The 25,249-nt window shown below is 49.9% G+C and carries 22 protein-coding genes and 1 other RNA gene; 7 read left to right on the top strand and 16 right to left on the bottom strand.

Annotated features, from left to right (window positions below):
* Positions 1 to 71: 71 nt before the first annotated feature.
* Complete coding sequence (fbp, locus tag ACO1NT_RS15645; protein WP_449049676.1) at positions 72 to 1,100, top strand: class 1 fructose-bisphosphatase; 1,029 nt, start codon at positions 72 to 74, stop codon at positions 1,098 to 1,100.
* Here the strand turns inward: fbp and ACO1NT_RS15640 are convergent.
* The 5 genes from ACO1NT_RS15640 to dprA all read right to left on the bottom strand — a co-directional run bounded on the left by ACO1NT_RS15640 (position 1,097) and on the right by dprA (position 4,758).
* Entirely contained in the window at positions 1,097 to 1,432 is a 336-nt protein-coding gene (locus ACO1NT_RS15640; RefSeq protein WP_449049675.1) for a MerR family transcriptional regulator, read from the bottom strand. The genes fbp and ACO1NT_RS15640 overlap by 4 nt on opposite strands.
* A gap of 88 nt (positions 1,433 to 1,520) precedes the next feature.
* The gene (locus ACO1NT_RS15635; protein WP_449049674.1) at positions 1,521 to 2,489 is read right to left on the bottom strand and encodes a M23 family metallopeptidase; all 969 of its coding nucleotides are present in this window, start codon (positions 2,487 to 2,489) and stop codon (positions 1,521 to 1,523) included.
* A gap of 72 nt (positions 2,490 to 2,561) precedes the next feature.
* The gene (gene accD / locus ACO1NT_RS15630; protein ID WP_449049673.1) at positions 2,562 to 3,404 is read right to left on the bottom strand and encodes an acetyl-CoA carboxylase, carboxyltransferase subunit beta; all 843 of its coding nucleotides are present in this window, start codon (positions 3,402 to 3,404) and stop codon (positions 2,562 to 2,564) included.
* 85 nt (positions 3,405 to 3,489) lie between these two features.
* Positions 3,490 to 3,587: signal recognition particle sRNA small type (ffs, locus tag ACO1NT_RS15625), an RNA gene on the bottom strand.
* 79 nt (positions 3,588 to 3,666) lie between these two features.
* Positions 3,667 to 4,758 (bottom strand): DNA-processing protein DprA, encoded by a 1,092-nt coding sequence (gene dprA / locus ACO1NT_RS15620; RefSeq protein WP_449049672.1) that lies wholly within the window; start codon positions 4,756 to 4,758, stop codon positions 3,667 to 3,669.
* A 96-nt stretch (positions 4,759 to 4,854) separates the two neighbouring features.
* On the opposite strand from dprA, the gene ACO1NT_RS15615 reads away from it, so the two are divergent.
* Entirely contained in the window at positions 4,855 to 5,391 is a 537-nt protein-coding gene (locus tag ACO1NT_RS15615) for a DinB family protein (RefSeq protein WP_449049671.1), read from the top strand.
* On the opposite strand, the gene rsmG is transcribed toward ACO1NT_RS15615, so the two are convergent.
* Both rsmG and ACO1NT_RS15605 read right to left on the bottom strand, forming a co-directional pair.
* Positions 5,388 to 6,023, bottom strand: a complete 636-nt coding sequence (gene rsmG, locus ACO1NT_RS15610; RefSeq protein ID WP_449049670.1) for a 16S rRNA (guanine(527)-N(7))-methyltransferase RsmG — start codon at positions 6,021 to 6,023, stop codon at positions 5,388 to 5,390. The two genes, ACO1NT_RS15615 and rsmG, sit on opposite strands and share 4 nt — an antisense overlap.
* 44 nt (positions 6,024 to 6,067) lie before the next feature.
* Entirely contained in the window at positions 6,068 to 7,222 is a 1,155-nt protein-coding gene (locus tag ACO1NT_RS15605; protein WP_449049669.1) for a glycosyltransferase, read from the bottom strand.
* 74 nt (positions 7,223 to 7,296) lie between these two features.
* Between ACO1NT_RS15605 and tgt the strand changes: the two genes are divergently transcribed.
* Complete coding sequence (gene tgt, locus ACO1NT_RS15600; RefSeq protein WP_449049668.1) at positions 7,297 to 8,427, top strand: tRNA guanosine(34) transglycosylase Tgt; 1,131 nt, start codon at positions 7,297 to 7,299, stop codon at positions 8,425 to 8,427.
* Positions 8,424 to 9,524 (top strand): LptF/LptG family permease, encoded by a 1,101-nt coding sequence (locus tag ACO1NT_RS15595; protein WP_449049667.1) that lies wholly within the window; start codon positions 8,424 to 8,426, stop codon positions 9,522 to 9,524. The genes tgt and ACO1NT_RS15595 overlap by 4 nt, the downstream gene beginning before the upstream one ends.
* A gap of 314 nt (positions 9,525 to 9,838) precedes the next feature.
* Here the strand turns inward: ACO1NT_RS15595 and ACO1NT_RS15590 are convergent, their stop codons facing one another.
* Both ACO1NT_RS15590 and gltB read right to left on the bottom strand, forming a co-directional pair.
* A complete protein-coding gene (locus ACO1NT_RS15590; protein WP_449049666.1) occupies positions 9,839 to 11,305 on the bottom strand; it encodes a glutamate synthase subunit beta in 1,467 nt (488 codons plus the stop codon).
* A 14-nt stretch (positions 11,306 to 11,319) separates the two neighbouring features.
* Complete coding sequence (gene gltB, locus ACO1NT_RS15585) at positions 11,320 to 15,834, bottom strand: glutamate synthase large subunit (protein ID WP_449049665.1); 4,515 nt, start codon at positions 15,832 to 15,834, stop codon at positions 11,320 to 11,322.
* A gap of 359 nt (positions 15,835 to 16,193) precedes the next feature.
* Between gltB and ACO1NT_RS15580 the strand changes: the two genes are divergently transcribed.
* The 3 genes from ACO1NT_RS15580 to aroB are packed head-to-tail and all read left to right on the top strand — an operon-like array spanning position 16,194 to position 17,901.
* A complete protein-coding gene (locus ACO1NT_RS15580) occupies positions 16,194 to 16,403 on the top strand; it encodes an RNA-binding S4 domain-containing protein (protein WP_449049664.1) in 210 nt (69 codons plus the stop codon).
* Positions 16,404 to 16,405: 2 nt separating this feature from the next.
* A complete protein-coding gene (locus tag ACO1NT_RS15575) occupies positions 16,406 to 16,828 on the top strand; it encodes a hypothetical protein (RefSeq protein WP_449049663.1) in 423 nt (140 codons plus the stop codon).
* A 5-nt stretch (positions 16,829 to 16,833) separates the two neighbouring features.
* Positions 16,834 to 17,901: a 3-dehydroquinate synthase gene (gene aroB / locus ACO1NT_RS15570; RefSeq protein WP_449049662.1), complete on the top strand. Its 1,068-nt coding sequence runs from the start codon at positions 16,834 to 16,836 to the stop codon at positions 17,899 to 17,901.
* A 21-nt stretch (positions 17,902 to 17,922) separates the two neighbouring features.
* Here the strand turns inward: aroB and lpxB are convergent, their stop codons facing one another.
* The 7 genes from lpxB to trxA form a co-directional block, all read right to left on the bottom strand.
* A complete protein-coding gene (lpxB, locus tag ACO1NT_RS15565) occupies positions 17,923 to 19,047 on the bottom strand; it encodes a lipid-A-disaccharide synthase (protein WP_449049661.1) in 1,125 nt (374 codons plus the stop codon).
* Between the two features lie 4 nt (positions 19,048 to 19,051).
* Positions 19,052 to 20,260, bottom strand: a complete 1,209-nt coding sequence (locus ACO1NT_RS15560) for a porin (protein WP_449049660.1) — start codon at positions 20,258 to 20,260, stop codon at positions 19,052 to 19,054.
* 48 nt (positions 20,261 to 20,308) lie between these two features.
* Complete coding sequence (locus tag ACO1NT_RS15555) at positions 20,309 to 21,352, bottom strand: agmatine deiminase family protein (protein ID WP_449049659.1); 1,044 nt, start codon at positions 21,350 to 21,352, stop codon at positions 20,309 to 20,311.
* Between the two features lie 54 nt (positions 21,353 to 21,406).
* The gene (locus tag ACO1NT_RS15550; protein ID WP_449049658.1) at positions 21,407 to 22,279 is read right to left on the bottom strand and encodes a carbon-nitrogen hydrolase; all 873 of its coding nucleotides are present in this window, start codon (positions 22,277 to 22,279) and stop codon (positions 21,407 to 21,409) included.
* A 66-nt stretch (positions 22,280 to 22,345) separates the two neighbouring features.
* Entirely contained in the window at positions 22,346 to 23,215 is an 870-nt protein-coding gene (locus tag ACO1NT_RS15545) for a YncE family protein (RefSeq protein WP_449049657.1), read from the bottom strand.
* 83 nt (positions 23,216 to 23,298) lie between these two features.
* Positions 23,299 to 24,774 carry an RNA polymerase factor sigma-54 gene (gene rpoN / locus ACO1NT_RS15540; RefSeq protein WP_449049656.1) on the bottom strand — a complete coding sequence of 492 codons (1,476 nt, stop codon included), beginning with the start codon at positions 24,772 to 24,774 and terminating at the stop codon, positions 23,299 to 23,301.
* 121 nt (positions 24,775 to 24,895) lie between these two features.
* Entirely contained in the window at positions 24,896 to 25,213 is a 318-nt protein-coding gene (gene trxA / locus ACO1NT_RS15535; RefSeq protein ID WP_325642320.1) for a thioredoxin, read from the bottom strand.
* Positions 25,214 to 25,249 lie beyond the last annotated feature (36 nt).

Raw genomic sequence — 25,249 nt, 5'->3', positions numbered from 1 at the left:
GATTGATGGCTTTTTTGGCTATTTTTGCATCGTTTTAAAATGCATAAAATACACTAACTTAGTTCGCGATTATGACGAAAACAATTACATTGGGTCAATTCATCATTGAAAAGCAATCTGATTTCCCATATGCCAAAGGTGAGTTGTCAAGGCTTTTGCGTGATATCGGTATCGCGGCCAAAATTGTGAACCGGGAGGTCAATAAGGCAGGGCTTGTTGATATCCTCGGCGACAATGGTACAACCAATGTACAAGGTGAAGGGCAGAAGAAGCTCGATGTATATGCCGATGAACAATTTATTTCTGCACTGCGAAGCGGTGGCGAATGTTGTGTGGTCGCATCGGAAGAACACGACGAATGTATTTTCATCAACTCCAGGATATCGCAACACGCGAAGTACATCGTCTGTATCGATCCGCTGGATGGTTCGTCAAATATCGACGTGAACGTGTCTGTCGGTACAATTTTCTCCATTTACCGCCGTATTGCAAACGAGGGCCCGGTAAAACCGGAGGAGATTCTCCAGAAGGGCATCCATCAAGTAGCTGCAGGTTATGTGGTATACGGATCGTCGACGATGTTGGTTTATACAACGGGTAAAGGCGTTAATGGGTTTACACTCGATCCTTCCATTGGGGAATTCTGCCTGTCCCATCCCAATATGCAGATTCCACGTGATGGTACGATTTATTCGATCAACGAGGGTAACTATATTAAGTTCCCGCAGGGCGTGAAAGATTACATCAAATATTGCCAGGTGGAGGACAGCGCGGGCAACAGGCCTTATACATCCCGGTATATCGGCTCAATGGTTGCCGATGTGCACCGGAATCTGATCAAAGGCGGTGTTTTCCTTTATCCGACAACTTCGTCCCATCCTCGAGGCAAATTGCGATTGATGTACGAGTGTAACCCATTGGCATTCATTGTTGAACAGGCCGGGGGAAAGGCAACTGACGGCCACCGCAGGATATTAGACATCCAACCCGAAGAACTGCATCAACGGACGCCGGTATTCATGGGCAGCACGGAGATGGTCGAAAAGGTGGAACGGTTTGTACAATTGCCAGCCGAAGAAGCATTTGCGGCCGGATATTAAAGGCTATCACGCACCTCTAGCAGAAATGCTTTGAGGCGTTGGAGCGAGTCGATGACCCGTTGGTTTTCCTGTGCCTCATTCTTATTGGTCCGCAGGTATTCACGCGCACCCTGCAGGGTGTATCCTTTGTCTTTAACAAGGTTGAAAATAATTTTGAGGTTCGCGATATCGTTGGGTGTGAAGAGTCGGTTTCCTTTCTTGTTTTTCTTCGGCTGGATAATGTCAAATTCACGCTCGTAGAACCGTATTTGGGAGGCATTCACACCAAACATGGTGGTTACTTCCCCCATGGTGTAGTAAAGTTTGTTTATTTCGCGCTCCTTGTAGGGCATATTACCAAGCTATTAATTTGATTATCCGCTATCACAAAGATACAATTACATTTGGATTATTGCGACATCGCGATCAACGCGGCCGTAATTAATCAAACGATTGGTTCTCTTGCGAGGCTGCTTCCAGTATAGCAGCATATTCCATGGGGGTGAGATCGTTGTAAATAAAATTAATCGGATTTACTGGTTTACCGTTTTTGTGCACTTCATAATGTAGGTGCGGCCCTGTTGAGGTACCGGTATTACCTACATATCCGATGAGATCCCCTCGTTTTACTAGTTGACCTGCCTTTACGGCGATACGGCTCATGTGGCCGTAAAGTGTTTTGTAACTATATCCGTGGTCCACGACAATGCGGCGCCCATACCCCCCGTCCAAGCCTGCCGCCTCCACTTTTCCGTTGCCCGTGGCATAAATAGGAGTGCCGGAAGGGGCGGTGAAATCAATACCGGTATGCATCTTCCTGATTTTGTAAACCGGATGGATCCGTACACCGAAGCCGGAGATGCCTGTGCGCGCTTTTCTTGAGTCGACAGGTTGTATGGCCGGAATACTTGCCATCATCTCAGCTTTCGACTTGGCCATTTCCGTCAATTCGTCGTACGATTTCGACTGTACATAGAGTGCCTTGGAGATGTAATCGAGCTTTTTAGCTGTCTCGATCATTAAATTCGAATTGCTGAAATGTTCAAGGTTTTGGTAGCGGTTCACTCCACCGAACCCTGCTTTCCGTACGTCGGGCGATATGGGGTCTGCTTCGAAGATAACGCGGTAGATGTTGTCGTCGCGATGCTGCATGTTTTCCAATGCGGCATCGATCTGCTCCATGCGATCCTGCATAATGTTGTATTGCAGGGCCATCTGGTCTACTTCCCGTTGCAGTTGCTTTTCTTTTGGCGAATCAATAAAGGTAAAACCGATGTAAAGGAGGAGCATGGCACAAGCAAACGAGCTGGTAAGAAACCCAACTGCCCGCAATGCCCAAGTGCGGGTGCTTGTCTTGATTTTTTCATACTTGAGCGTATGGGAATTGTAATGGTATTTCGCTTTTGCCATTTACACTGCTGCCAATGGTTCCAAACTGCGTACAACGAACGCTGGCAAATATAGTTAATTTTTCAAAATATGCTATTTGACGATGCCCAAAAATAGCGCAACTTTTTGCTTGAGTTGGCGGCGGTCAACGATGAAATCGAGGAAACCGTGCTCCAGTAGGAATTCTGATGTCTGAAAGCCCTTCGGAAGGTCTTTTTTGATGGTTTCTTTGATGACACGTGGGCCTGCAAAGCCAATAAGTGCTCCGGGCTCGGCAATGTTGATGTCGCCCAACATTGCGTACGAAGCGGTCACACCTCCCGTTGTGGGGTCCGTCAACAGGCAGATGTAAGGTAGCTTGGCTTCATTTAATAGGGCGAGTTTTGCCGACGTTTTGGCCATTTGCATCAGCGAAAATGCGGCTTCCATCATGCGGGCACCGCCCGATTTGGAGATGAGCATGAACGGGAGTTTGTGCGCCAGACAATAATCAATGGAACGGGCTATTTTTTCGCCAACGACCGATCCCATGGAGCCACCGATAAAGGTGAAATCCATACACGCCAGTACAAGGTCTTGGCCTTCCACCTTGCCGTGGGCACATCGGATAGCATCATTCAAACCCGTTTTTGCGTAGCTTTCTTCAAGCCGTTCGGTGTATTTTTTTGTGTCTTCAAATCGAAGCGGGTCGCCCGACCGCAGATTGGGGAAAAGCTCGGTAAACTGGTTGTCGTCGAATAGGATCGAAAAGTAGGCTGCCGAGCCGATGCGTAAGTGGTAGCCGCAATAGTGGCATACATACTTGTTTTCAATCTGCTCGATGTTCAACAGCGGCTTTTTGCACGACGGGCACTTGTTCCATAGGCCATCAGGCGCTTCCTTTTTGTGTTCGGTAGCCGTACTGATCCCGGCCTTTTCACGTCTAAACCAACTCATGCAACTTATATTATGGGATGCAAACTTAGATAAAGTTGTGTGGATATGCAAGTGTTCCCAACGGGATAGGTGGATGGAATAAAAAAGGGGTAAGCTACTTCTATCGCACCGCTACAACCCGATACCCTTGCTGTGTTCCCACCCTGGGGGGTTCTCGAGGAGCTGGTCGTAAAAGACTTACCCACGGCAAAAGTAGCAAAAAATGTATTATCTGCCAATAAAAATGATGTTATAACTGCAAGGCATTGGCTTGCAGTATGGTTTATGTTGCGCGGTAGACTTTGCCGGGCAAGGCAATGACAATGCCATGCATCTCCAATTCGAGTAACGTAACGGCAAGTTTACTCTGCGGCCATCTAAGTTGCAAAGAGAGTGCGTCTATCGATAGCTCGCGGGCAGTATGGATCATATCATATACGCGCTGCTGTGATGCGCTTAGCGATACAGGTAGTTGAAGCTGTTTGGGCTTCTGCGTAGACGCGGGTTCCCAATTCATAAGGTATTGCAAGTCTTTTGCGCTGGTAATTAAGTGTGCCCGATGCGTTTTGATTAAATAGTTGCTCCCTTCGGAAAACTCCTGGTGAAGGCTGCCTGGGAAGGCACACACATCGCGGCTATATGAATTGGCTAGCTCGGCAGTAATCAGTGCCCCACCTTTAGCTGCCGCTTCCACAACGATGGTCACATCGGCCAGGCCCGCGATGATGCGGTTCCGCATGGGGAAATTCTGCCGGTCGGGCTTGGTACCCGATGGGAATTCGGTAAGCAGTCCGCCACAATCAAGCATTTTTGCCGCCATTTCCCTATTTGCCGCGGGGTAGATGCGGTCCAGGCCATGCCCAAGCACACCCACCGTTGGTATGTCGTGGTTCAATGCATTCCGGTGCGCATAGCTGTCGATACCGTAAGCCAAACCGCTGACAACGGTAACGTTGTATGCGGAAAGTGCCGGTATGAGGTCGGCACATATGGATTTTCCGTAAGCAGTGGCATTCCGGGTGCCTACGATACTCACCATATGTGGTGCATTGAGATCGGCATTCCCGCGGTAGTAAAGCAGAAGCGGTGCATCCGTACATTCGGCAAGGCGTCTTGGGTAGGCGCCGTCTCCCCAAAACAAGGGCTCTATATGGTGTTTTTCGATAAAATGAAGTTCCTTCTCCGCTGCTTTGAGCACATCTGCGTCCGAAAGTCCTTCGATTACCCGGCTGTTCAGGCCCTGTATTCCGCGGAGCTCACTCTTCGTCGACGAAAATACGCCCTCCGCACCACCGAAGTGGGAGAGGAGATGGCGGCCGATTACCGGCCCGACACCGTTTACCTTGGTCAACGCAATCTGGTAAAGTAGGCTCATCTTGGATTGCGAATATATGAAATACCCCCGATTCAGCAAGAAAGTCATTCATATTTTTGAGTTGTTGAAATGGAATATGTCCATTACATTTGCTTTATGTCTGAACACGAAATGCCAAAGCTTGAAGTCTGGATGCGCGGCCCCGTACCGGGGGTGCCGCCATTGCTCCAACCCGTCGCCCACGCGTTATTGCAAGCCAGGGAAGAAGTGGCGAAATACATGGACGGCTTCGATGATACCTATTTATGGGTCCGGCCTGCGGGCAGGGCTTCGGTGGGGTTCCATTTGCAGCATATCAGTGGCGTTGTCGACCGGTTATTTACCTATGCAATAAACAATCCCTTGTCTCAACAACAGTTTGAATATCTCCGTACAGAAGGGCAGGAAGCGCCCCATATCCGTTCGGCCGATTTGGTACTCGCATTCGGAAAGCAGGTGGAAACCGCCGTTGAACAGCTCCGAGGTACGGATGAAACGACGTTGACCGATGTGCGCTACCTCGGTAGAAAGCGAATACCGACAACACAGGTGGGCTTGTTGTTCCACGCTGCCGAACACACGCAGCGCCACGTGGGGCAATTGCTCGTAACGGTAACGGTCATCCCATCTGTGATAGGCAACAATTCGCGCTAAACGGGGATGTAAACAACCTGCTTGGTTTCGAAAAAGTCCTCCTCGAAATAATCGGACAACGCAAATACTTCGGCAGGAAGCCTAGCTTCTTTCAGTTCTTCCTCTAAATTACCGCCCTTTAAGTATAAGATGCCGTTGGAAATGGCGTTTTGATGCTTTTTGCGGAATTTATTGGCCACCCATGGGTAGAAATCGACCAGTCGGGTAACTGCGCGCGAAACCACGAAGTCATACTGGCCATCCACTTGCTCGGCACGGATATGGTCGGCTTCCACGTTTGATAGGCCCAGTTCATCGGCAACATGGCGGACAACCTTGATCTTCTTGCCTATGGAGTCGACGAGATGGAAATATACGTTCGGAAAAAGGATTGCCAGCGGTATGCCGGGGAAACCGCCACCAGTACCGACATCCAATACCCGCGTGCCGGGCACAAAGTTGGTGAATTTGGCGATGCCAAGCGAATGCAATACGTGGTGAAGGTAGAGCTTATCGATATCTTTGCGTGATACCACGTTGATTTGCGAATTCCAATGCGGATACAGTTCACCCAATTGGCGGTATTGTTCCCGTTGCCTTTCCGAGAGCTTCGGGAAATAGTGGTAAATGAGATCTACTCCTGGAACTAACATAACCGTATCAAAATTTGAAGATTTTCAATTCGAAGGTTCCGGTGTTATTTCCACCTTACCTCTTTTTTATACATCGCGAAGAATCCGTTGATACAAATATACCCGTAGTAAAAGGCATCCAAGAACGGCAGCCACCATATCAATCCTGCCACCTGTAGTTTTTTCATGGTTGGAATATAAATAGCCAATTGAATGAAGAATCGAAGTAGGAACATGCCCGCGATGAGGTACCAATATGAAGAGTATAAGGCCAATGAAACGATGGATAACACGTAGAACAGGAAGGCGCTGACCAATTGCGTGGCCAGCATCCGCCGATGCGACGGCCGATAGGCCTTCGAGGCGCTTGCATGCCGCGTCTTCTGTTGGACATATGCTGAAAATGTCGTTTTCGGCTCGCTCCATACGTGGGCCGCCGGCTCGATGCAGATCACGGTATTATGCGGCGTGGCGTTCTGGTTGACGAACAGGTCGTCATCGCCCGAAGGGATATGCATGTGCGCGGCAAAACCCTTCCCCCGGAAGAATAAACTTTTCGTATACCCCAGGTTGCGCCCCACCCCCATATACGCGTTGCCCTTGAGGGCATAGGATAGGTAGCTCATGGCTGTATGGAAGGTCTCAAAACGAATCAATGCATTCAAGAATCCCGGTTTCTTTGTGTAGGGAGAATATCCAAGTATGATTTCTTCACCGCCGTCGAACGCACTAGCCATATATTGGAGCCATTGGTCGGATTGGGGCACGCAATCGGCGTCAGTAAAAACCAGATGTTCGTATTGGGCAGCTTTGATACCCAAGGTTACGGCGAACTTCTTACCATGCTTGAGGCGTACATGCTCCGCAATTTCGACCACCCTCAAATGGCTATACTGCGTACACAATTCTTTCAATAACCATTTGGTTTCGTCTTCGGAGAAATCATTGACCAAAATCACTTCAAACCGATGATAGTTTTGATGGAGGATCTTTGGCAGATTTTGCCGTAAGTTACCCTCCTCATTACGGGCACAGATGATGACCGACAACGGCGGGGCCGCTATATTTTCTTTCGCTTCGGGTTTTTTATAAAAGGCGAGCCGACTGTAAACAAAAAGCAGAAAATACAACTGCAAAACCAAAAGCAACCCGCATATGCCTAGCAATAGGAAGAAAGGTGTTTCGGTAATTTGGTTGAGTACATCCATATATGCTGCCAAAGATAACACGTTAAATTTAAAATCATAACCGGCCGACTGTGGCTATGGGTTGTTTTTGCTATTTTTGTGCGGAAATGAAATTCAAGCTTCAGGCAACAGATAGCCAATCCAAGGCACGTGCAGGTCTTATCGAAACCGCACATGGCACCATCGAGACTCCTATTTTTATGCCGGTAGGTACGGCAGGTACCGTAAAGGCGGTGCATCAGCACGAGTTGGTCGATGCCGTGAAAGCGCAAATCATCCTTGGTAACACGTATCACCTCTACCTACGCCCCGGGCTGGACGTGTTACAGGCCGCGGGCGGGCTCCATCGTTTTAACGGTTGGTCGGGCCCCATATTGACCGATAGTGGTGGCTATCAGGTGTATTCGCTCACTGAAGTGCGCAAAATCAAAGAGGAAGGCGTTACGTTCCGCTCGCATATCGATGGTTCCAAACACCTTTTTACCCCCGAGAACGTGATGGACACCCAACGTATTATCGGTGCCGACATCATCATGGCGTTTGATGAATGTACCCCGTATCCGTGCGATTACCATTACGCAAAGCGTTCGGTCGACATGACACATCGTTGGCTGCAACGTTGTTGTGATCGGTTTGACAACACGGAACCGCGATATGGTTATGAGCAAACCTTATTTCCCATTGTGCAGGGCTCGGTATATCGAGACCTGCGGGAGAAGTCGGCCGAGACCATTGCTGGATTCGGCCGCGATGGCAATGCTATCGGAGGACTTTCCGTAGGTGAACCCGCGGAGGAGATGTACGCCATGACAGAAGTGGTTTGTGATATACTCCCTGCCGAAAAACCCCGTTACCTGATGGGCGTGGGGACGCCGGTCAATATCCTCGAAAACATTGCCCTGGGTATCGATATGTTCGACTGCGTGATGCCTACACGCAATGCACGTAACGGCATGCTGTTTACAAAAAACGGTATCATCAATATCAAGAACAAAAAATGGGAGGCAGACTTTACACCGATCGATGCGGAAAGTGACTTGCTGGCAGACCGGATGTATACCAAGGCGTACCTACGGCACCTCATCCGGTCGCAGGAAATCCTCGGTGCCCAGATAGCATCGCTGCACAACCTCCATTTTTATTTGTGGTTGGTCCGCGAGGCACGCACCCATATCCTGGCGGGCGACTTCCGCGAATGGAAAAATAGAATGGTTACGCAATTGGGGGAGAAGTTATGAAACGGCTACGGATACCTTTCTTAAATACCATAGATCGGTACATCATCGGTAAGTACTTGAGTACGTTTATGTTTACCATGGCTATTTTTACGGTTGTAGCCGTTGTATTCGATGTCTCCGAGCGATTGGATGACTTCATGAAACATGACGCGCCTTTCTCGAAAATCGTATTTGAGTATTATGCCGGGTTTGTGCCGTTTTACCTCAATATGCTGTCGCCGTTGATCAATTTCATCGCCGTTATCTTTTTCACGGCGAAAATGGCCGATCAAACGGAAATCGTGCCTATTTTAAGTGGTGGGATGAGCTTCAACCGCTTCATCAGGCCGTATATGGTGGCTGCGACCGTTATCTTCTTGCTGAATTTTATCTTCAGTGTTTACATCATACCGCGTACCAATAAGCTGAAGGTGGGGTTTGAGCGCGTCTACGTGAAACCCGTGACGAACAATAGCAAGAGCTCGACGCACATGCAGATTGATGAAGATACCTATGTATATATCGATAATTTCGATAATAATCGCAAAGTAGGCTATAAATTTACCCTCGAAAAGTTTGACGAAGGGGAGATGACGCAAAAGTTGATGGCCGAACGCATTACATGGGACTCCGTGAAAAACAATTGGCGCATAGACGATTACTCCATCCGTATCATCGACTCACTAAAGGAGGAGATGATCAAAGGATCCAGCATGGATACCGTGCTGGACATGACACCGCGCGACTTCGAAGTTTATGACAATATCTTCACGGCGATGAATATGAAGGAGTTGAATGCTCGCATCGACAAGGAAGAGACCAGGGGAACGGGGATGATGACGGATTTGCTGCTGGAGAAATACAAGCGGTTCGTTACGCCTTTAGCGGCCTACGTGCTTACCATCATGGGGGTAGCGTTGTCTTCGAAGAAGGTGAGGGGAGGGATAGGACTCAGTTTGGGGATAGGTATTGCCCTGAGCTTCACGTATATCGTGTTCATTCAGTTTGCCACGATGTTTTCCCTCAAAGGCGGGCTGGCGCCGCTGATTGCCGTATTTATACCCAATGTTATTTTTGGCTTGTTGGCCGTTTATCTGCTGTATAAAGCACCGAAATAAACAGTGTAGTTTTTCGATAATGACGTGTGTTTTTGGTCAAACTACATGTAGTTTGCACCAGCTTACCCGTTGTTTGAAGAAATTTACATGTAGTTTACGGCTGACTACACGTAGGCAATCCTGCTCTACATGCTGTTGCATAAGGCCTACAGGTAATCCATTGGCAAAGGAATGTCTTTTGTCCCGCAATGTATGTCATCTGTTACGGTCTACCTTTTCTTTAAAGAAAACTACCTGTAGTTTACCACAAACTACAGGTAGTTGGATATGGATTACTATCTCGCAAGCTGCTAGACTATGCAAAAGGAGTTGCCCTATGCATAGTCAAACACGGCATCCTTGCTTTCTAGTTCTGAATAACCCATCAGGTATTCGTCGACTTTGCGGGCACATTCGCGGCCTTCCGAGATGGCCCATACCACGAGCGACTGCCCCCTGCGCATATCGCCGGCGGTGAAAACCCGGCCAACGGATGTGTGATACTCGCCTTCAGTCGCCTGTACGTTACCCCGTCCGTCGAGCTCCACACCGAGCTGCTGCAGTAGACCTTCATGCTGCGGATGTAGGAAGCCCATGGCCAGCAATACCAGCTCGCAGGGCAATTCCCGTTCGGATCCTTCCACTTCGACGAACTTCGTGGGCCGCCCCAGCGGATCGTGTTCCCATTCGAGGTCCACGATACGTACTCCTTTAAGGTTGCCATTTTCGTCGGCTACAAATTCCTTTGTACCAATGCCCCATTCGCGTTCACAGCCTTCTTCGTGCGAAGTGGTGGTTTTCAGTAACATAGGGTAGTTAGGCCAGGGCATGGCTGCGGTACGTTCCTTCGGTGGCTGTGGCATCAACTCAAATTGCGTCACCGATTTCGCGCCCTGTCGATTCGATGTGCCCACACAGTCTGAGCCGGTGTCGCCACCGCCAATAACGAGGACATTTTTACCGGTCGCTAGGATATCTTTTTCGGTAAAAGGGGAGCTACCCACCCGTTTGTTCTGTTGTTTGAGAAATTCCATCGCAAAATGTACGCCATTGTGCTCCCTGCCCGGTATAGTCAGATTCCGGGGGATGGTAGATCCGCCCGCGAGCACCACTGCGTCGTAAGCTTGAAGCTCGGAGGCCGGCACATTATTACCCACCTCGGCATTGCAGCGGAACAATATCCCTTCTTCTTCCATCAGCTTCACCCGCCGGTCGATTACCCACTTGTCCAGTTTGAAATCGGGAATGCCGTAGCGGAGTAGCCCACCCGGTTTGTCATCGCGCTCATATACCGTTACCTCATGGCCTGCCTTGCTTAATTGGGCGGCGGCGGCGAGGCCGGCAGGACCGCTACCCACCACGGCCACCCGTTTCCCGGTCTTCAAATGAACAGGCCGTGCTTTTACGAATTCACGCTTGAATGCAATCTCGATGATGTGTTTTTCAATTTCTTCGATGGCTACGGGAGGGCGGTTGATGCCCAATACACAGGCCGACTCGCAGGGAGCGGGGCAAATGCGTCCCGTAAACTCAGGGAAATTATTGGTCGACGTCAGTATCTTGTACGCATCTTCCCACCGACCGTCATATACCGCATCATTGAATTCGGGGATCACATTGCCCAAGGGGCAACCCGAGTGGCAGAAGGGTATGCCGCAGTTCATGCATCGGGCGGCTTGCTTGTTCAGTTCGTCATCACTGTAAGCGTGTACAAATTCGCGATATGTTTTTTTACGGTCGGCGACGGCCTCCTTCTTCGGAAGCATCCGCTCAAACTCTTTAAATCCCGTTGGTTTTCCCATGTTGTCTATAACGTTTATGCTTCTACTAATGTTGACCGTAGTACGTTCTTGTACTCCCGAGGGAATACTTTGATGAAACAGGCCTTTTCCGTTTTCCAGTTCTTTAATATCTCTGCGGCGCGCTTGCTACCCGTGAGGTGGATATGTTGCTTGAGTAATGCCGTGATTGCGCTTTCGTCTTCGGCTTCCAGCGGGTCAAGGTCCACCATCTCGGTATTGCAGTTTTCCCTGAATGTTCCTTCGATGTCATAAACCCACGCAATACCGCCACTCATTCCGGCAGCGAAGTTGCGACCCGTGGCGCCGAGTATCAGCGCCCGCCCTCCGGTCATGTATTCACAGCCGTGGTCACCCACACCCTCCACCACGGCGGTAGCTCCTGAGTTGCGTACGGCAAACCGTTCTCCGGCTTGGCCACACACGAAGAGGCGGCCCGAAGTGGCGCCATATAACGCCACGTTGCCGATAATGATGTGCTCGTGCGGTATCCGCGGACTGTCCTGATGCGGATATATGGCTAATTGGGCCCCCGATAGCCCTTTGCCCACGTAATCATTTGCTTCTCCCTCCAATTCGAAAGATAATCCTTTTGCCGCGAACGCACCGAAGCTCTGTCCGGCCGAACCGACAAACTTGTAGTTGATGGTATTGTCGGGCAGCCCTTCACCTCCATAGATTTTAGACACCTCGTTGGAAAGCAGGGTGCCGATGGTTCTATCTGTATTTTTAACGTTAAATGTACCGAATACCGGCGTCTTGCCATCCAACGCCTTCCGTGCTTGCTTCACTAACCCCCAGTCCAAAACCATGTCCAAACCATGGTCCTGTTGTTCCGTTTGGTATAGGGTGTCTCCGCTTCGGCTGTGTGCCACATGAAGGATACGTGTGAGGTCAAGCTTATTGATTTTCCAGTGATCGATGTTTTCCCGTTTTTTAAGGAATTGCGCCCGCCCCACCATCTCGTTGATGGTACGGAAACCCAGCTCGGCCATAACCTCACGCAGTTCTTCAGCGAGGAAACGGAACAGGTTGACGATATCTTCGGGTTTCCCTGAGAAAAGCTTGCGTAGTTCGGGATCTTGGGTGGCCACGCCCACCGGACAGGTATTCAGATGGCATTTACGCATCATGATGCACCCACCGGCAACCAAAGCAGCGGTAGCGACACCCCATTCCTCGGCTCCCAGCAAGGTGGCGATGGCCAAATCCCTTCCCGTTTTCAATTGCCCGTCGGTCTGCAATACCACGCGGCTACGTAATCCATTTTTCACCAATGTTTGATGGCTTTCGGCTAGGCCAAGTTCCCATGGTAGCCCGGCATGTTTGATCGAACTGATGGGCGACGCCCCTGTGCCCCCGTCGTATCCGGCGATAAGGATAACATCGGCATGGGCCTTGGCAACACCTGCGGCGATGGTGCCCACACCTGCTTTCGATACCAGCTTTACATTGATGCGGGCTTCGCGGTTGGCATTCTTCAGGTCAAAAATCAATTGCGCCAAATCCTCGATCGAGTAGATGTCGTGATGGGGTGGGGGAGAGATCAGCCCCACACCGGGTGTGGAGTGCCTTACTTTGGCTATCCATGCGTCAACTTTATGTCCAGGGAGCTGGCCGCCTTCTCCTGGTTTTGCACCTTGTGCCATCTTGATCTGGAGTTCATCCGCTTGCGTCAGGTAATTGGATGTCACGCCGAACCGACCCGAGGCCACCTGCTTGATGGCCGATCGCATCGAGTCGCCATTCGGCAGCGGGGTGTAGCGCATCTCGTCTTCGCCACCTTCACCGGTGTTGCTTTTGCCGCCAATGCGGTTCATGGCGATGGCCAGGGTGCTATGCGCCTCGTGCGATATCGAACCGAACGACATGGCACCCGTGGCAAAACGCTTCATGATGTGTTCCGCGGGTTCTACCTCCTCGATGCTGATGGATGACCGGTGCCTTGCGAAGTCGAGCAGGCCACGTAGCGTATATCGTCGTTCGTCTTGTTTGTTGATATGGGCGGCGTACTTTTTGTACGTTTCATAATCGCCCGTACGGCATGCCTGTTGCAGAAGGTGTACCGTCTGCGGGTTGAAAAGGTGGGCCTCACCCCGCCTTTTCCATTGGTAGATCCCTCCTTCAGGTAATAGGTCTTTCGCGTTGCGCGTACTGGTAAATCCACGGTGGTGCTTGCTCAGCACCTCCCGGGCAATATCGTCAAGGTCCAGGCCACCAATACGCGACACCGCACCGCAGAAGTAGCGGTCTACCACCTCGCTGTTGATGCCCAACACCTCGAATATCTGTGCGCCATGATACGACTGGAGCGTGGAAATGCCCATTTTGGAGAATATTTTGAGGAGTCCGCCACACACGGCTTTCACATAGTTCTTGGCCAATTGCGGCCACGTGAGCGTGGTATCCAGTAATTTCTGCTCTTTGAGCGTGCGTACGGTGGCCAATGCCATATACGGGTTGATGGCCGTGGCACCGAATGCGAGGAGGCAGGCGAAGTGATGTACCTCCCACACGTCTCCGCCTTCGACCACCAAGCCCACGGCACCGCGGTGGCCCGTTTTAATCAAATGGTGGTGTACCGCTGAAACGGCCAGCAGAGAGGGTATGGCAGCATGTTGCGAATCGATGGCACGATCCGACAATATGATTACCTCAAACCCATCGCGCACCGCATCTTCGGCATACCGGCATAAGCGGTCCAGTCCGTCTTGTAACGCCCCTGGCTTCCCGTTTGCATTGAAATAACATTGGAGGGTTTTGGCCTGGAAAATGCCGGTGTCGATGCTGCGTAGTTTTTCGAGCTCGCGGCTGGTTATGATCGGATGTTCCAACGCAACGCAGTGGCAGTGCATCTTGTCCTCGTCCAGGATGTTTCCGGCATTACCGATGAAGGTAGCCAGACTCATTACGAGCCGCTCCCGTATGGGGTCGATGGGCGGATTGGTCACTTGCGCAAAGAACTGTTTGAAATAGCTCGATAAATGCTGTGGATGATTGGAAAGTACGGCCAAGGGTACATCCGTCCCCATAGAACCGATGGGTTCCTTGCCATCCAAAGCCATGGGCGTGATGATGTGTTCCACATCTTCACGTGAGTAGCCAAATATCTGCTGGAACTTGAATACGGACTCCTTGGACAGGTAGGTGAAGGTAACCCGAGGTTCGGCGAGTTCTTCCATCCGGATTTTGTATTGGTGCAACCAATCGGCGTAGGGTTGGCGCGCAGAAAGCTCGCCCTTCACCTGGTCATCCGAAAGGATTTCGCCTTTCTCCATGTCAATAAGGAAAATCTTGCCCGGTTGTTGGCGCCCCTTCTTAATAATGGTGCGCTCATCTACCGGTAGTGCGCCGGCTTCCGAAGCAACGATTACCCGGTCATCTGACGTCACTGCAAAACGTAGCGGCCGCAATCCGTTGCGGTCAAGCATGGCACCGATCGTTGTGCCATCGGTAAAACACAGCGCCGCCGGGCCGTCCCAAGGCTCCATCAGTGTAGCGTGGTATTCATAGAAGGCCTTTTTGAGTGGATCCATTTGGGTATTCCCGTCCCACGCTTCCGGCACCATCATCAACATGGTGTGAGCTACACTGCGGCCACTGTGCAGTAGCAATTCGGCCACATTATCCAGACAGGCCGAATCCGATTGGTGGCCGTCTACTACGGGCAATAGGATTTGCATTTCTTCCTCCGTGAAATAGGGAGAAGACAATGAACGGAGCCCTGCGTAAAACCAGTTAAGATTCCCCGTTAGGGTATTGATTTCTCCGTTATGTGCGAGCATCCGGAAAGGCTGCGCCAATTGCCATGATGGGAACGTGTTTGTTGAAAACCGTGAATGTACCAGCCCGAATGCAGATGTCACACGCTCATCAGAGAGTTCGGGGAAATACGTAGCAACCTGATAGGTCGTCAGTTGGCCTTTGTAAACAATTACCTTGCAAGAGAGCGAAGCGATATAGAAACCTTCGCTGGCACCCGGTATTTCCTGTGCCTTTTTGGTAATCAGCCGTCGCAATACGAAAAGTTTCCGCTCGAAATCTGCCGTTGTACCAACACCTTCTGGACGGGCCACAAAGAATTGAACGATCTCGGGTTCTACACTCAAAGCTGTACTGCCGATACCTTCCGGATTTACCGGCACGGTTCGAAACCCCAGAAACTCCATTCCGCGTTCTTCTGTCGCTTGCTGGATGAGTTGCCTGCATTGCGCGTTTGCTTCCGCATTTTTTGGCAGGAACGTCATTCCTGTACCATAATAACCCGGTTCGCTTAACTGGATGCCCAACGATATGCATTCTTCCCACAGAAACTCATGGGGCAGTTGGAGCATGATACCCGCTCCATCTCCGCTCTCCGGATCGCAACCGCATGCGCCCCTGTGCTCCATGTTTTCCAACATGGTCAACGCGTCCCGCACCTGCGTGTGCGTTTTGGTACCTTTGATGTTCGCTACAAAACCCACCCCACATGCATCCCGCTCAAAATCAGACTGGTAAAGCCCTTCCCGTTGTGTCAATATATCCGTCATCCTATTTAGTTAGCTGTATTTAATTTGCTAAATTAGTAATTATTCTTTAAAATATTGGTTTTTTTTTAATTTTTTATCATTTTCATTAGTAATTAGCTATTAAATTATGCTTTTATTGATAAAATGATAATGATACTTTGATATGGTTGTGCGGATTGCAACGATCGACGCAATTGACGGGATGGCCGTTTGTTTTCAATATGTTGGTTTGTGCCCAATCAAGCAGTACGTTTCCGCTTTAAAAATCGACTCTCAACGGCAGCGGAGAGATCGATAAACTGCTTCGTAATCATGAGCACTGAAGAAAGCCAGGTTCTGCGAATAAATGTTTTCTCAAACAATTTATCTAAGTTTGCGGCATGGATACCTATCGAATCACGGGCGGATATATTCAGTTGATACAGTTGCTTAAGGCACTCAATTGGGTCGAACATGGCGGCGAGGCGCAGGCGGTGGTTACGGCTGGACTGGTTCGTTGGAATGGCCAGGTAGACTACCGGAAGCGACTGAAGGTCAAACCGGGCGATACCGTTGAGTTTGATGGAAAACAGGTGCGCCTTATTGAATAATCATGAAAACAGTATTTTTAATCACGTTAGTTGGCCTCTTTTGTGGTTGCCAAGGGAGTGGCAACGATGCGAAGTCTTATATTTTGATGATTCCTATGGACACGTATGTTTCCAAGGGGGCATCGGCAGTAGTCGAGAAAATCGAATCCGATACCGTTGAGGTGCCATCGGCATTGGCGGCATATTCCAAGGGTATCCAGAAATATGCTGCCGTATTGATGCATGTAGAACAGTTTCCGGACTCGATAAAAGAAGTAAAGGGGTTAAGCATCTTGGATGGCCAAGGTCAGGATATCGTTCCCACCGTTCCGCAACACCAGCGTGACAGCATTATCATGCACTTTATCCAATTTGCACGGCGTTCGGACATTCCGTACTACGATCGGGTAAAGGATTTTGAATTGAAACTGATGAAAGCAAGATAATTTAGATGAGCAATAACAGTATAGCAAGTATCGGCTATGAGGTGTTTTTCGACAATACATTGGCCGCTTTGGATAACTTCCTTCAAACACATCACTATTCCAGCGTATTCATACTTACCGATAGGAATACCAGCGCACATTGCCTACCGGTGCTACAGGCAGCGGTATCCTCGCTATGGGGGTGCGATATCATTGAGGTTGATCCCGGCGAGGAAAATAAAAACATCGATTTCTGCGTGGGTATCTGGAAAATGATGCTCGATTTCGGGGCCGATAGACAGAGCCTGTTGATCAATCTAGGCGGCGGCGTTGTTACCGATATGGGGGGCTTTGCTGCCTCTACGTTCAAACGAGGGATAGACTTTGTACAGGTTCCCACCACTTTGCTATCGCAGGTAGACGCCTCGGTTGGAGGCAAAACGGGCGTTGATATGGATCACGTGAAGAATATCATCGGTACCTTTACCCAGCCCAAAGCTGTATTTATCGCAACCCAGTTTCTGGAAACCTTGGCTAATCGCCAATTGGTGTCTGGTTTTGCCGAAGTGATTAAACATGGGCTTATTGCGGATAGGGCTTTTTACGAAAGTGTGAAAGTAAAGGGCGTTGCGATGGACTTGGAAGATATCAAACATTCGGTGGCTATCAAAAATAACGTGGTTACTCAAGATCCCCACGAAAAGGGCTTGCGCAAAATATTGAATTTCGGACACACCATTGGTCATGCCATCGAAGGCTATTCATTGACCCACGACAATGACCCGTTGCTGCATGGCGAAGCAATCGCCGTGGGCATGATCTGTGAGGCTTATCTCGCACGGCGCCTGAATGGATTGGGCGAGGCGGCACTTGCTGACATCATCCATACATTTCGTCAGTATTTTCCTGATTATCGGTACGAAACGGGAATTTACGGACAGTTGATTACCCTGATGAAAAATGATAAGAAAAATGCCGGTGACCGTATCGGTTTCGCCCTCCTCAACGATATTGGCGCATGCGATGTCGATGTGTTCGTAGCGGAGGATGTTATCAAAGAAAGCCTCGATTTTTATAGGGAAGTGATCGGTTGATATGTGGGGTGGCCTGTCCCGTTATTGCCTCGGTGTTTCTTTCAAAAATTCAATGATCAACTTGGCCGTGCGTCCGGATGCTCCCGGGACCCCCATTTTCTCCATCAGTAAATCATAGTTCTCCAAAATATTATCCCGGTATTCCTTATTGTTGATCAGAAGGTCCAGTTCGTCGGCAATGCGGTCGGCGTTGCAGTCCTTCTGGATGAGTTCACGAACGGCCAACATATCGGTGATCAAGTTGACCAGCGAAATGAACCGGACTTTGATGACCATCCGTGCAATTAAAATGGACACGGGATTCGCTTTATAGACCACAACCTGGGGTACCCGCAATAGGGCGGTCTCTAAGGTGGCCGTTCCACTGGTCACCACCGCGGCTTCGGCATGTTTAAGTAAATCATACGTGGCGTCGAAAACCACCGGCAGTGTCAATCCGGCCATGTATTGCTCATAAAACTCGCGGTCGAAGTTTGGGGCCCCCGCAACCACACAGTGGTGGCCTGGGAATAACCGCGACACGTCGGCCATGATTGGCAATATCCGCCGGATTTCCATGGCGCGGCTGCCGGGCAACAGGGCAATGATAGGCTTGTCCGTAAACCGGTGTGTTTCGGCAAAGCGGGAATCTACCGTGTGATTCGCTATCGCATCGAGAAGCGGGTTCCCCACATAGTCCACCTCCATGTTCCATTTGCGGTAGAAATCCACTTCGAAGGGGAGGATACAGAATAACTTATCGACAACGCGCTTGATTTTCAATACCCGTCGCTGGTTCCAAGCCCATACTTTCGGCGAAATGTAGTAGCATACGGGAATGCCCGCTTTTTTGGCGAACTCGGCAATTTTGAGATTGAACCCTGGAAAGTCGATCAGGACGAGTGTATCGGGCCGATGGGCGGTGATGTCTGCTTTTACCGTACGCAGGTTCCGTGCGATCGCCCGGATGTTGGCTAGCACCTCAACGAAACCCATGAACGCCATTTGCGACGTATGTATCACAGCATGCTCGCCCGATGCCTGCTGCATGCGGTCCCCGCCAACGATACGGAACTGCGCATCGGTGTCCGCATCTTTCAGCGCGTTGATTAGGTTGGCACCGTGCAGGTCGCCCGACGTCTCTCCGGCTATGATGTAATATTCCATCTTATTAAATCCCCAACTCGATCTGAAACGTCCCACCCCAGCTATTGCCGTCATGCGTGGTTCGGTATATGCCATCTTTGACCTGGTAATTTGCATTGATTTGCATTTTCAGGCGATGAGCACGGAAATACTTAGTTAAGCCCAATTCAACGACTTCGGTTTGTGCTTCGTACGCACGGATGTCATCATGGGGGTCCAACCAGGTATACCGCCCAGCGAGTTCATATCCGGCGTCTTTGCTGATCAGGTAAGAAAGTTGTTGGTTTACGCCTTGGCCTTTAAATGCGTAAATCATTTCACTGTCACGGTCGACAGTTATGGGGTCGTCCACGGCGCGTTTCATATATTCCACCTGATAAGCCCAGCCGCGGTATTTGAAGATCGCATCATAGAAGGATGTTTTCAGCGTAAGGGGCGCGCCAAGGTATTTGCCAGTTTGGCCGTGCACGCGCATGGTGCGATCATTGAAGCTGTACCCCCCGCCAATGGAAAGCTTTGGTGTTTCCTCGTACTCGAGGTCGCCTTCATAATAATCACCGCCATTGGTGAATTCGCCCAAAGGCAAAAACTCGGCCCTGCCCGTGTAAGCCAGGCCATCATCGGTCATGTTAGCCACTCGTCCTTCGCCCGTGCTGATGGCTCCCTTGAAGTGGAAGGGAACCGACCCTATTTTGGGCGAGTAATACGCCTTGATTCCAAAGTCGCGATCTACATTGAAGGTTGCATTGACCAGGGAACGGTCGCTGAATTGCAGTTCGCCCGAGGAGTTGACCCGCTGCCGGTTGCCCGGAAGCTTGTTGAGGCCGAAGGCCACGTAAAAATTGTCGGTGAAGTTGTAAAACACCACGGCATCGCGTATGAGATTAGGTACGTCCGTGTCCTCATAATCTTGGTCACTGCGGCTAAACCCCAGTTGGATGCTGTACGAAAACTTAGGGTTGTAAATGTATCCGTCCATCCGTAGGCGCAATCGCCTGATCCGCGCCTCCAGGCTCTCCGCACCTAGATCATCGCCTGCAATGGAAGTATATTTCAGTCGGCTTTGCATCCGGAAGCGGAAGTTGATGTAGAACGTTGAGTCATCTCCGGTGTACTGGATGCCTTTGAAGTTCTCGATCGTCGGCCGTTCATCGCGCTCGCGTTGCGCTAACGCGTTCGTCGTGGTGACTAACACAAATAGGGTGGTCAGATAGGAAAGTAGCGTCTTATTCATTTATCGATTGGTATTTGGGTAAAAACTCATTGCGAACGGTGCATACCGTCACCGGGGTTCCTGTTGGCTGAGGCAATGCCAACTGCCAAGGCCCCAGATGATATCCGTGCTGTCAATACCTACAATTTTCCGGTCTGGAAAACACGTCGCTAGAATATCCAATGCCTTTTGGTCATTTCTTTCATCACGGTATGTTGGAACGATGACGGCGGCATTCGCGATGTAGAAATTGGCGTATGATGCCGGTAACCGTTGCCCATCGTAAACCACCGATGCGGGCATGGGTAACTCTATAATATGGAGTGGCTTGCCATTTTCCAGTCGCATTCCCTTCAGCAACCGTAAGTTCTCTTGTAGAATATCATAGTTTTCATCGGTACGGTCTTCTTCAATCACCGTCACTACCGTGTCGGCATTCACAAACCGCGTGATGTCGTCGATATGGCCGTCGGTATCATCTCCGACAATGCCATCGCCCAGCCACAGTACCTGTGAAATACCGTAGTATTCATGGAGATAGGTTTCAATTTGTTGTTGTGTGAGCTGCGGGTTACGGTTTTTATTCAACAAACATGCCTTCGTGGTAAGGACCGTGCCCTGGCCATTGAAATCGACCGATCCTCCTTCCATGACGATGCCCGGATGGAAAACCGGCAGGTTCAATGCTTTACCTACGAGCGTCGGAATCACATCATCTTGCTCGTAGGGTGGGTATTTGTTTCCCCAAGCGTTGTATCCCCAATCCACGACGGCCTTTTCAATGCTGCTGTCATGGTTTATTAAGAAAGCAGGCCCATGATCGCGGCACCAGGCATCGTCCGTGGGGTGGTGATAGAAACGGATGTTTGCCATATCCACGCCGGCCGTCGCCAACAGCGCTGCGGCTGTAGTTTCCATCGTAAGATCAGCAACATTGATGCAGACCTGTTCGCCGACGGACACTTCCCGGATAAAGGCGCAATAAGGCGCATATATCGCCTCCAGTTTGCCGGGCCAGCTCGCCTCCTTATGTGGCCAGCTCAACCACGTAGCGCGGTGGGGGTGCCACTCGGCGGGAAAATGATATCCAAGCTTTTTGGGTGTAGCAGTCATTTTATACAAAGGAACAACATGTTTTTGGAAACAAGCTGGAATGCCATTTTTGGGTTATTCGTCAATAAACCGTTTGGTGATGGGCTGATAACTGTCAATCCGCCGGTCGCGCAAAAATGGCCAATGCTTGCGGAAAAAGTCCGATTGCATCAGATCAACCTCTGTGACCTCCGTCTCTTCCACGTCGTGGGATGCCAGATATAGTAATTTTCCCTGTGCATTGGTCACGAAACTTCCTCCCCAGAACCTCATCGCCCCATCCTGTTCGAAACCTACGCGGTTTACACTGACCACCGGTAGCGCATTGGCCACCGAATGGCTCCGCTGGATGGTTTGCCAGGCGTTGTATTGATCCACGTTGGTTTCTTCGTCCTGGTCGGTAGCCCAGCCAATGGCGGTTGGATAGAATAGGATTTCTGCCCCCATCAATGCCGTTATCCGTGCCGCTTCCGGATACCACTGATCCCAACAAATAAGTACGCCGATGGTCGCATACCGGGTCTTGAAAACCTTGTAACCAAGATCGCCCGGTGTGAAATAAAATTTCTCGTAAAAGCCGGGGTCATCGGGAATGTGCATCTTGCGGTATTTACCCAAATACGTGCCGTCGGCATCGATCACGGCTGTCGTGTTGTGGTAAAGGCCTTCTGCACGTTTTTCGAAAAGGGATGCTACGATGACCACACTCAATTCTGAAGCCACAGCTCGTAACGCCTCTGTGGACGGGCCCGGAATGGCTTCGGCTAACTCAAAGTTGTCGTAGTCTTCCACGTCGCAGAAATAAAGCGAAGTAAACAGTTCCTGAAGGCAGATAATCTGGGCCCCCTTGGCCGCCGCTATCCGAATCTGGTCAATGGCCTTATTGAGGTTCGTGGCCTTGTCGGCCACGCAACTCATCTGTACCGTCCCGATTTTCACGTTGGTCATTATGCATTCCTTTATCAGCGCAAAGGTACGACTATTTACAACAGTAAAAAAGGCCAGGCCATCCGCCTAGTAAGCCAGTTCGTAGGCAGCGACCTCATTTTTCAGGAATGTCGGTACGATCACCAGTTTTTGGCTTGGTACGAAGCCGATGTCGGCGGTGTTGGATTTTTCAGCTTGCGTATCGAGCAGCACCGTCGTTTCATCCCCGCGTATAAAGAAGATTTCGCCATGCCACCGGCTGGCTACGAACGTGCTATCATTGAGGATGACGAGGCCATCGCCACCAGTCACTTCCCTGTTGATGACTTCTTGTGTGTATTCGCCGTCTTTGCTGAATTTTTTCAAGCCTTCACCGTCCAGCGCGTAGAGGTGGCCATCGTGGCATTCCAATCCATTCACACCGGCATTCTCGGATATTGCCGTGTAGCTTCCGTCGGCAGCGAGCGCATAGATACTGCCTGTACGGGTATCGGAGAAATACACTTGTTGGCCATCGGTGGCTGCGTCGTTCAAAAATACGGCACCTTCTACAGGGATTGTTTTTTCAATGGTTGCTGATGCCACATCGATGATTTTTACCTCATCGATGTCCGTTACATAAAGCTTGCCATCGAGGATGGCCATGCCTTTCGGAGCATGGAGGTTGCCTTCCACCCACTTCAGGTCGCGGATAGTGCCGTCCGTATTGATTGCCGAGATAAATCCGTCGTTGTCTTTGTCACCAGCATTGGTATTGCCATTGGAAACATAGATAACGTTGGTCGACGGGTCGTAAAGGGTCGATTCCGAGCCGGTGAACACGGTATCTGTTTTCCATGCCTGTGTCAGTTCCGGTGTTACTACGGTTACTTCCGTGGTGTCTCCGCGTTGGCTTCCCCCGCAACCCCATAAGGCGAGCGCTGTACCTGCTGCAATCAGAAATGAATTATTCATCATAATCAAAAGTTTTTGGATTTTATATTTATGGGTTATCTATTTCCAAATCATCAAATTAGTACATCATCAAATCGACGAACCATTTACAGCTCCTTTCGAAGCCGCGCCACGGGGATGCCCATGGCTTCCCGATATTTGGCAACGGTGCGGCGTGCAATCGTATATCCTTTTTCTTTCAATATCTCAGTAAGCTTCTCGTCGGCAAGTGGCTTCCGTTTGTTTTCCGTAGAGATGCATTCTTCCAATATCTTCTTTACTTCCTTATTGGATACCTCCTCGCCGCTATCCGTTTGGATGGCCTCTGAAAAGAATGATTTCAGCAGGAAAGTCCCGAATTCCGTCTGCACATATTTCGAATTGGCCACCCGTGAAACTGTTGAAATATCCATATCGATGCGGTCGGCAATATCTTTGAGGATCATTGGCTTAAGCTTCCGCTCATCGGCCGATAGGAAATATTCATATTGATAGTTCATGATGGCATTCATCGTCTTCAACAAAGTCTGTTGCCGTTGCTTAATGGCATCGATAAACCACTTCGCCGAGTCGAGCTTCTGTTTCACAAACTGAACGGCCTCTTTCATTTTCTTATCTTTCTGGGCCGCCTTGTCGTAATGGTCAAACATCTCCTGATATGAGCGGCTCACGCGGAGTTCAGGCGCATTGCGGGCGTTCAGGGTGAGATGTAGTACGCCATCGTTGTTGGCGATGTGGAAGTCGGGAATGATATGCAGCTGCTTGCCAGCCACTGCACCGGAGTCTCCCGGTTTCGGATTGAGTTTTAGGATCTCGTTAACAATTTCCTTGAGTTCTTCCGAATCGATATTAAGCGCCCGCTCCAACTTATCGTAATGTTTTTTGGTGAATTCGTCGAGGTGGTCTTCAACAATGTTAACCGCTTTTTTGATCACCGGATTTTCCAAGTCTTTTTTCCGGAGCTGAATCAATAAACATTCCTGTAAGTCGCGGGCGCCGATTCCCGCTGGATCGAACCCTTGGATGATTTTCAGTATTTCGGCCACTTCCTCCTCTTCCGCGATGACATTCTGGGCGAACGCCAAGTCGTCTATCAAGGAAGATATCGGTCGCCGTAGGTAACCATCGTCGTCCAAACTACCGATGATCTGCTGTCCGATAAGAAAATCCTTGTCCGACAGGGCCAACAGGTCGAGCTGCTGTTGTAAGTTCTCGAAGAAAGAGTTTTGGATGGCAATGGGTATTTCCTTACGGTCGTCTTCGTCATCGCCGCCGTTGCTTTGGCTTGATCCATAGTCGTTTATATCGTCTGCTTGCAGGTAGTCATCTACATTGAATTCATCGAGTTCGCCCGATTGGTCGTCGTCATTGAAGTTGTCGTCGTCGGGGTCCTTGTCCGGATATTCTTCAACCGGATCGTTCATATTGGCTAGGCTGATATCTTCCAATGCGGGGTTCTCTTCCAGCTCTTCTTTGATACGCGTATCCAATGATACGGTAGGCACCTGCAGCAATTTGATGAATTGGATTTGCTGCGGTGAAAGTTTCTGTAGTAGCTTCTGTTGTAAAGTCTGTTTTAGCATAACTTAAATACTTCACAAACATACAGAAAATACAGGAAACCTGCATGCGGTGCCATTCATGAAAAAAACATAGCCCGTGGTTATTCAACCACGGGCTATACCATAGGGTCCGTACCTTATATCAAAGTTGTTTAACCAACTTGTCTGCCAATACTGATTTGGGTACTGCACCGATTTGCTTGTCCACAATCTGGCCATCCTTAAAAAACAGAAGCGCAGGGATATTGCGGATGCCGTATTTGACGGATATATCGGGGTTGTAGTCGACATTTACTTTGCCAACCACCGCTTTGCCATCGTATTCCTTGGCCAGTTCTTCCACAATGGGCCCCACCATGCGGCAGGGGCCGCACCATTCCGCCCAAAAATCTACTAATACAGGCTTGTCTGATTGAAGTACAACCTCATCGAAGTTGCTGTCTGTGATTTCTAATGCCATAATGCTTACTCGTTATATTTGCTTTTTTGTTATTTG

This window comes from Parapedobacter sp., from assembly GCF_053550995.1.
Note: the sequence above shows the minus strand (reverse complement) of the source record. Positions and strands in the feature narration are given on the sequence as shown.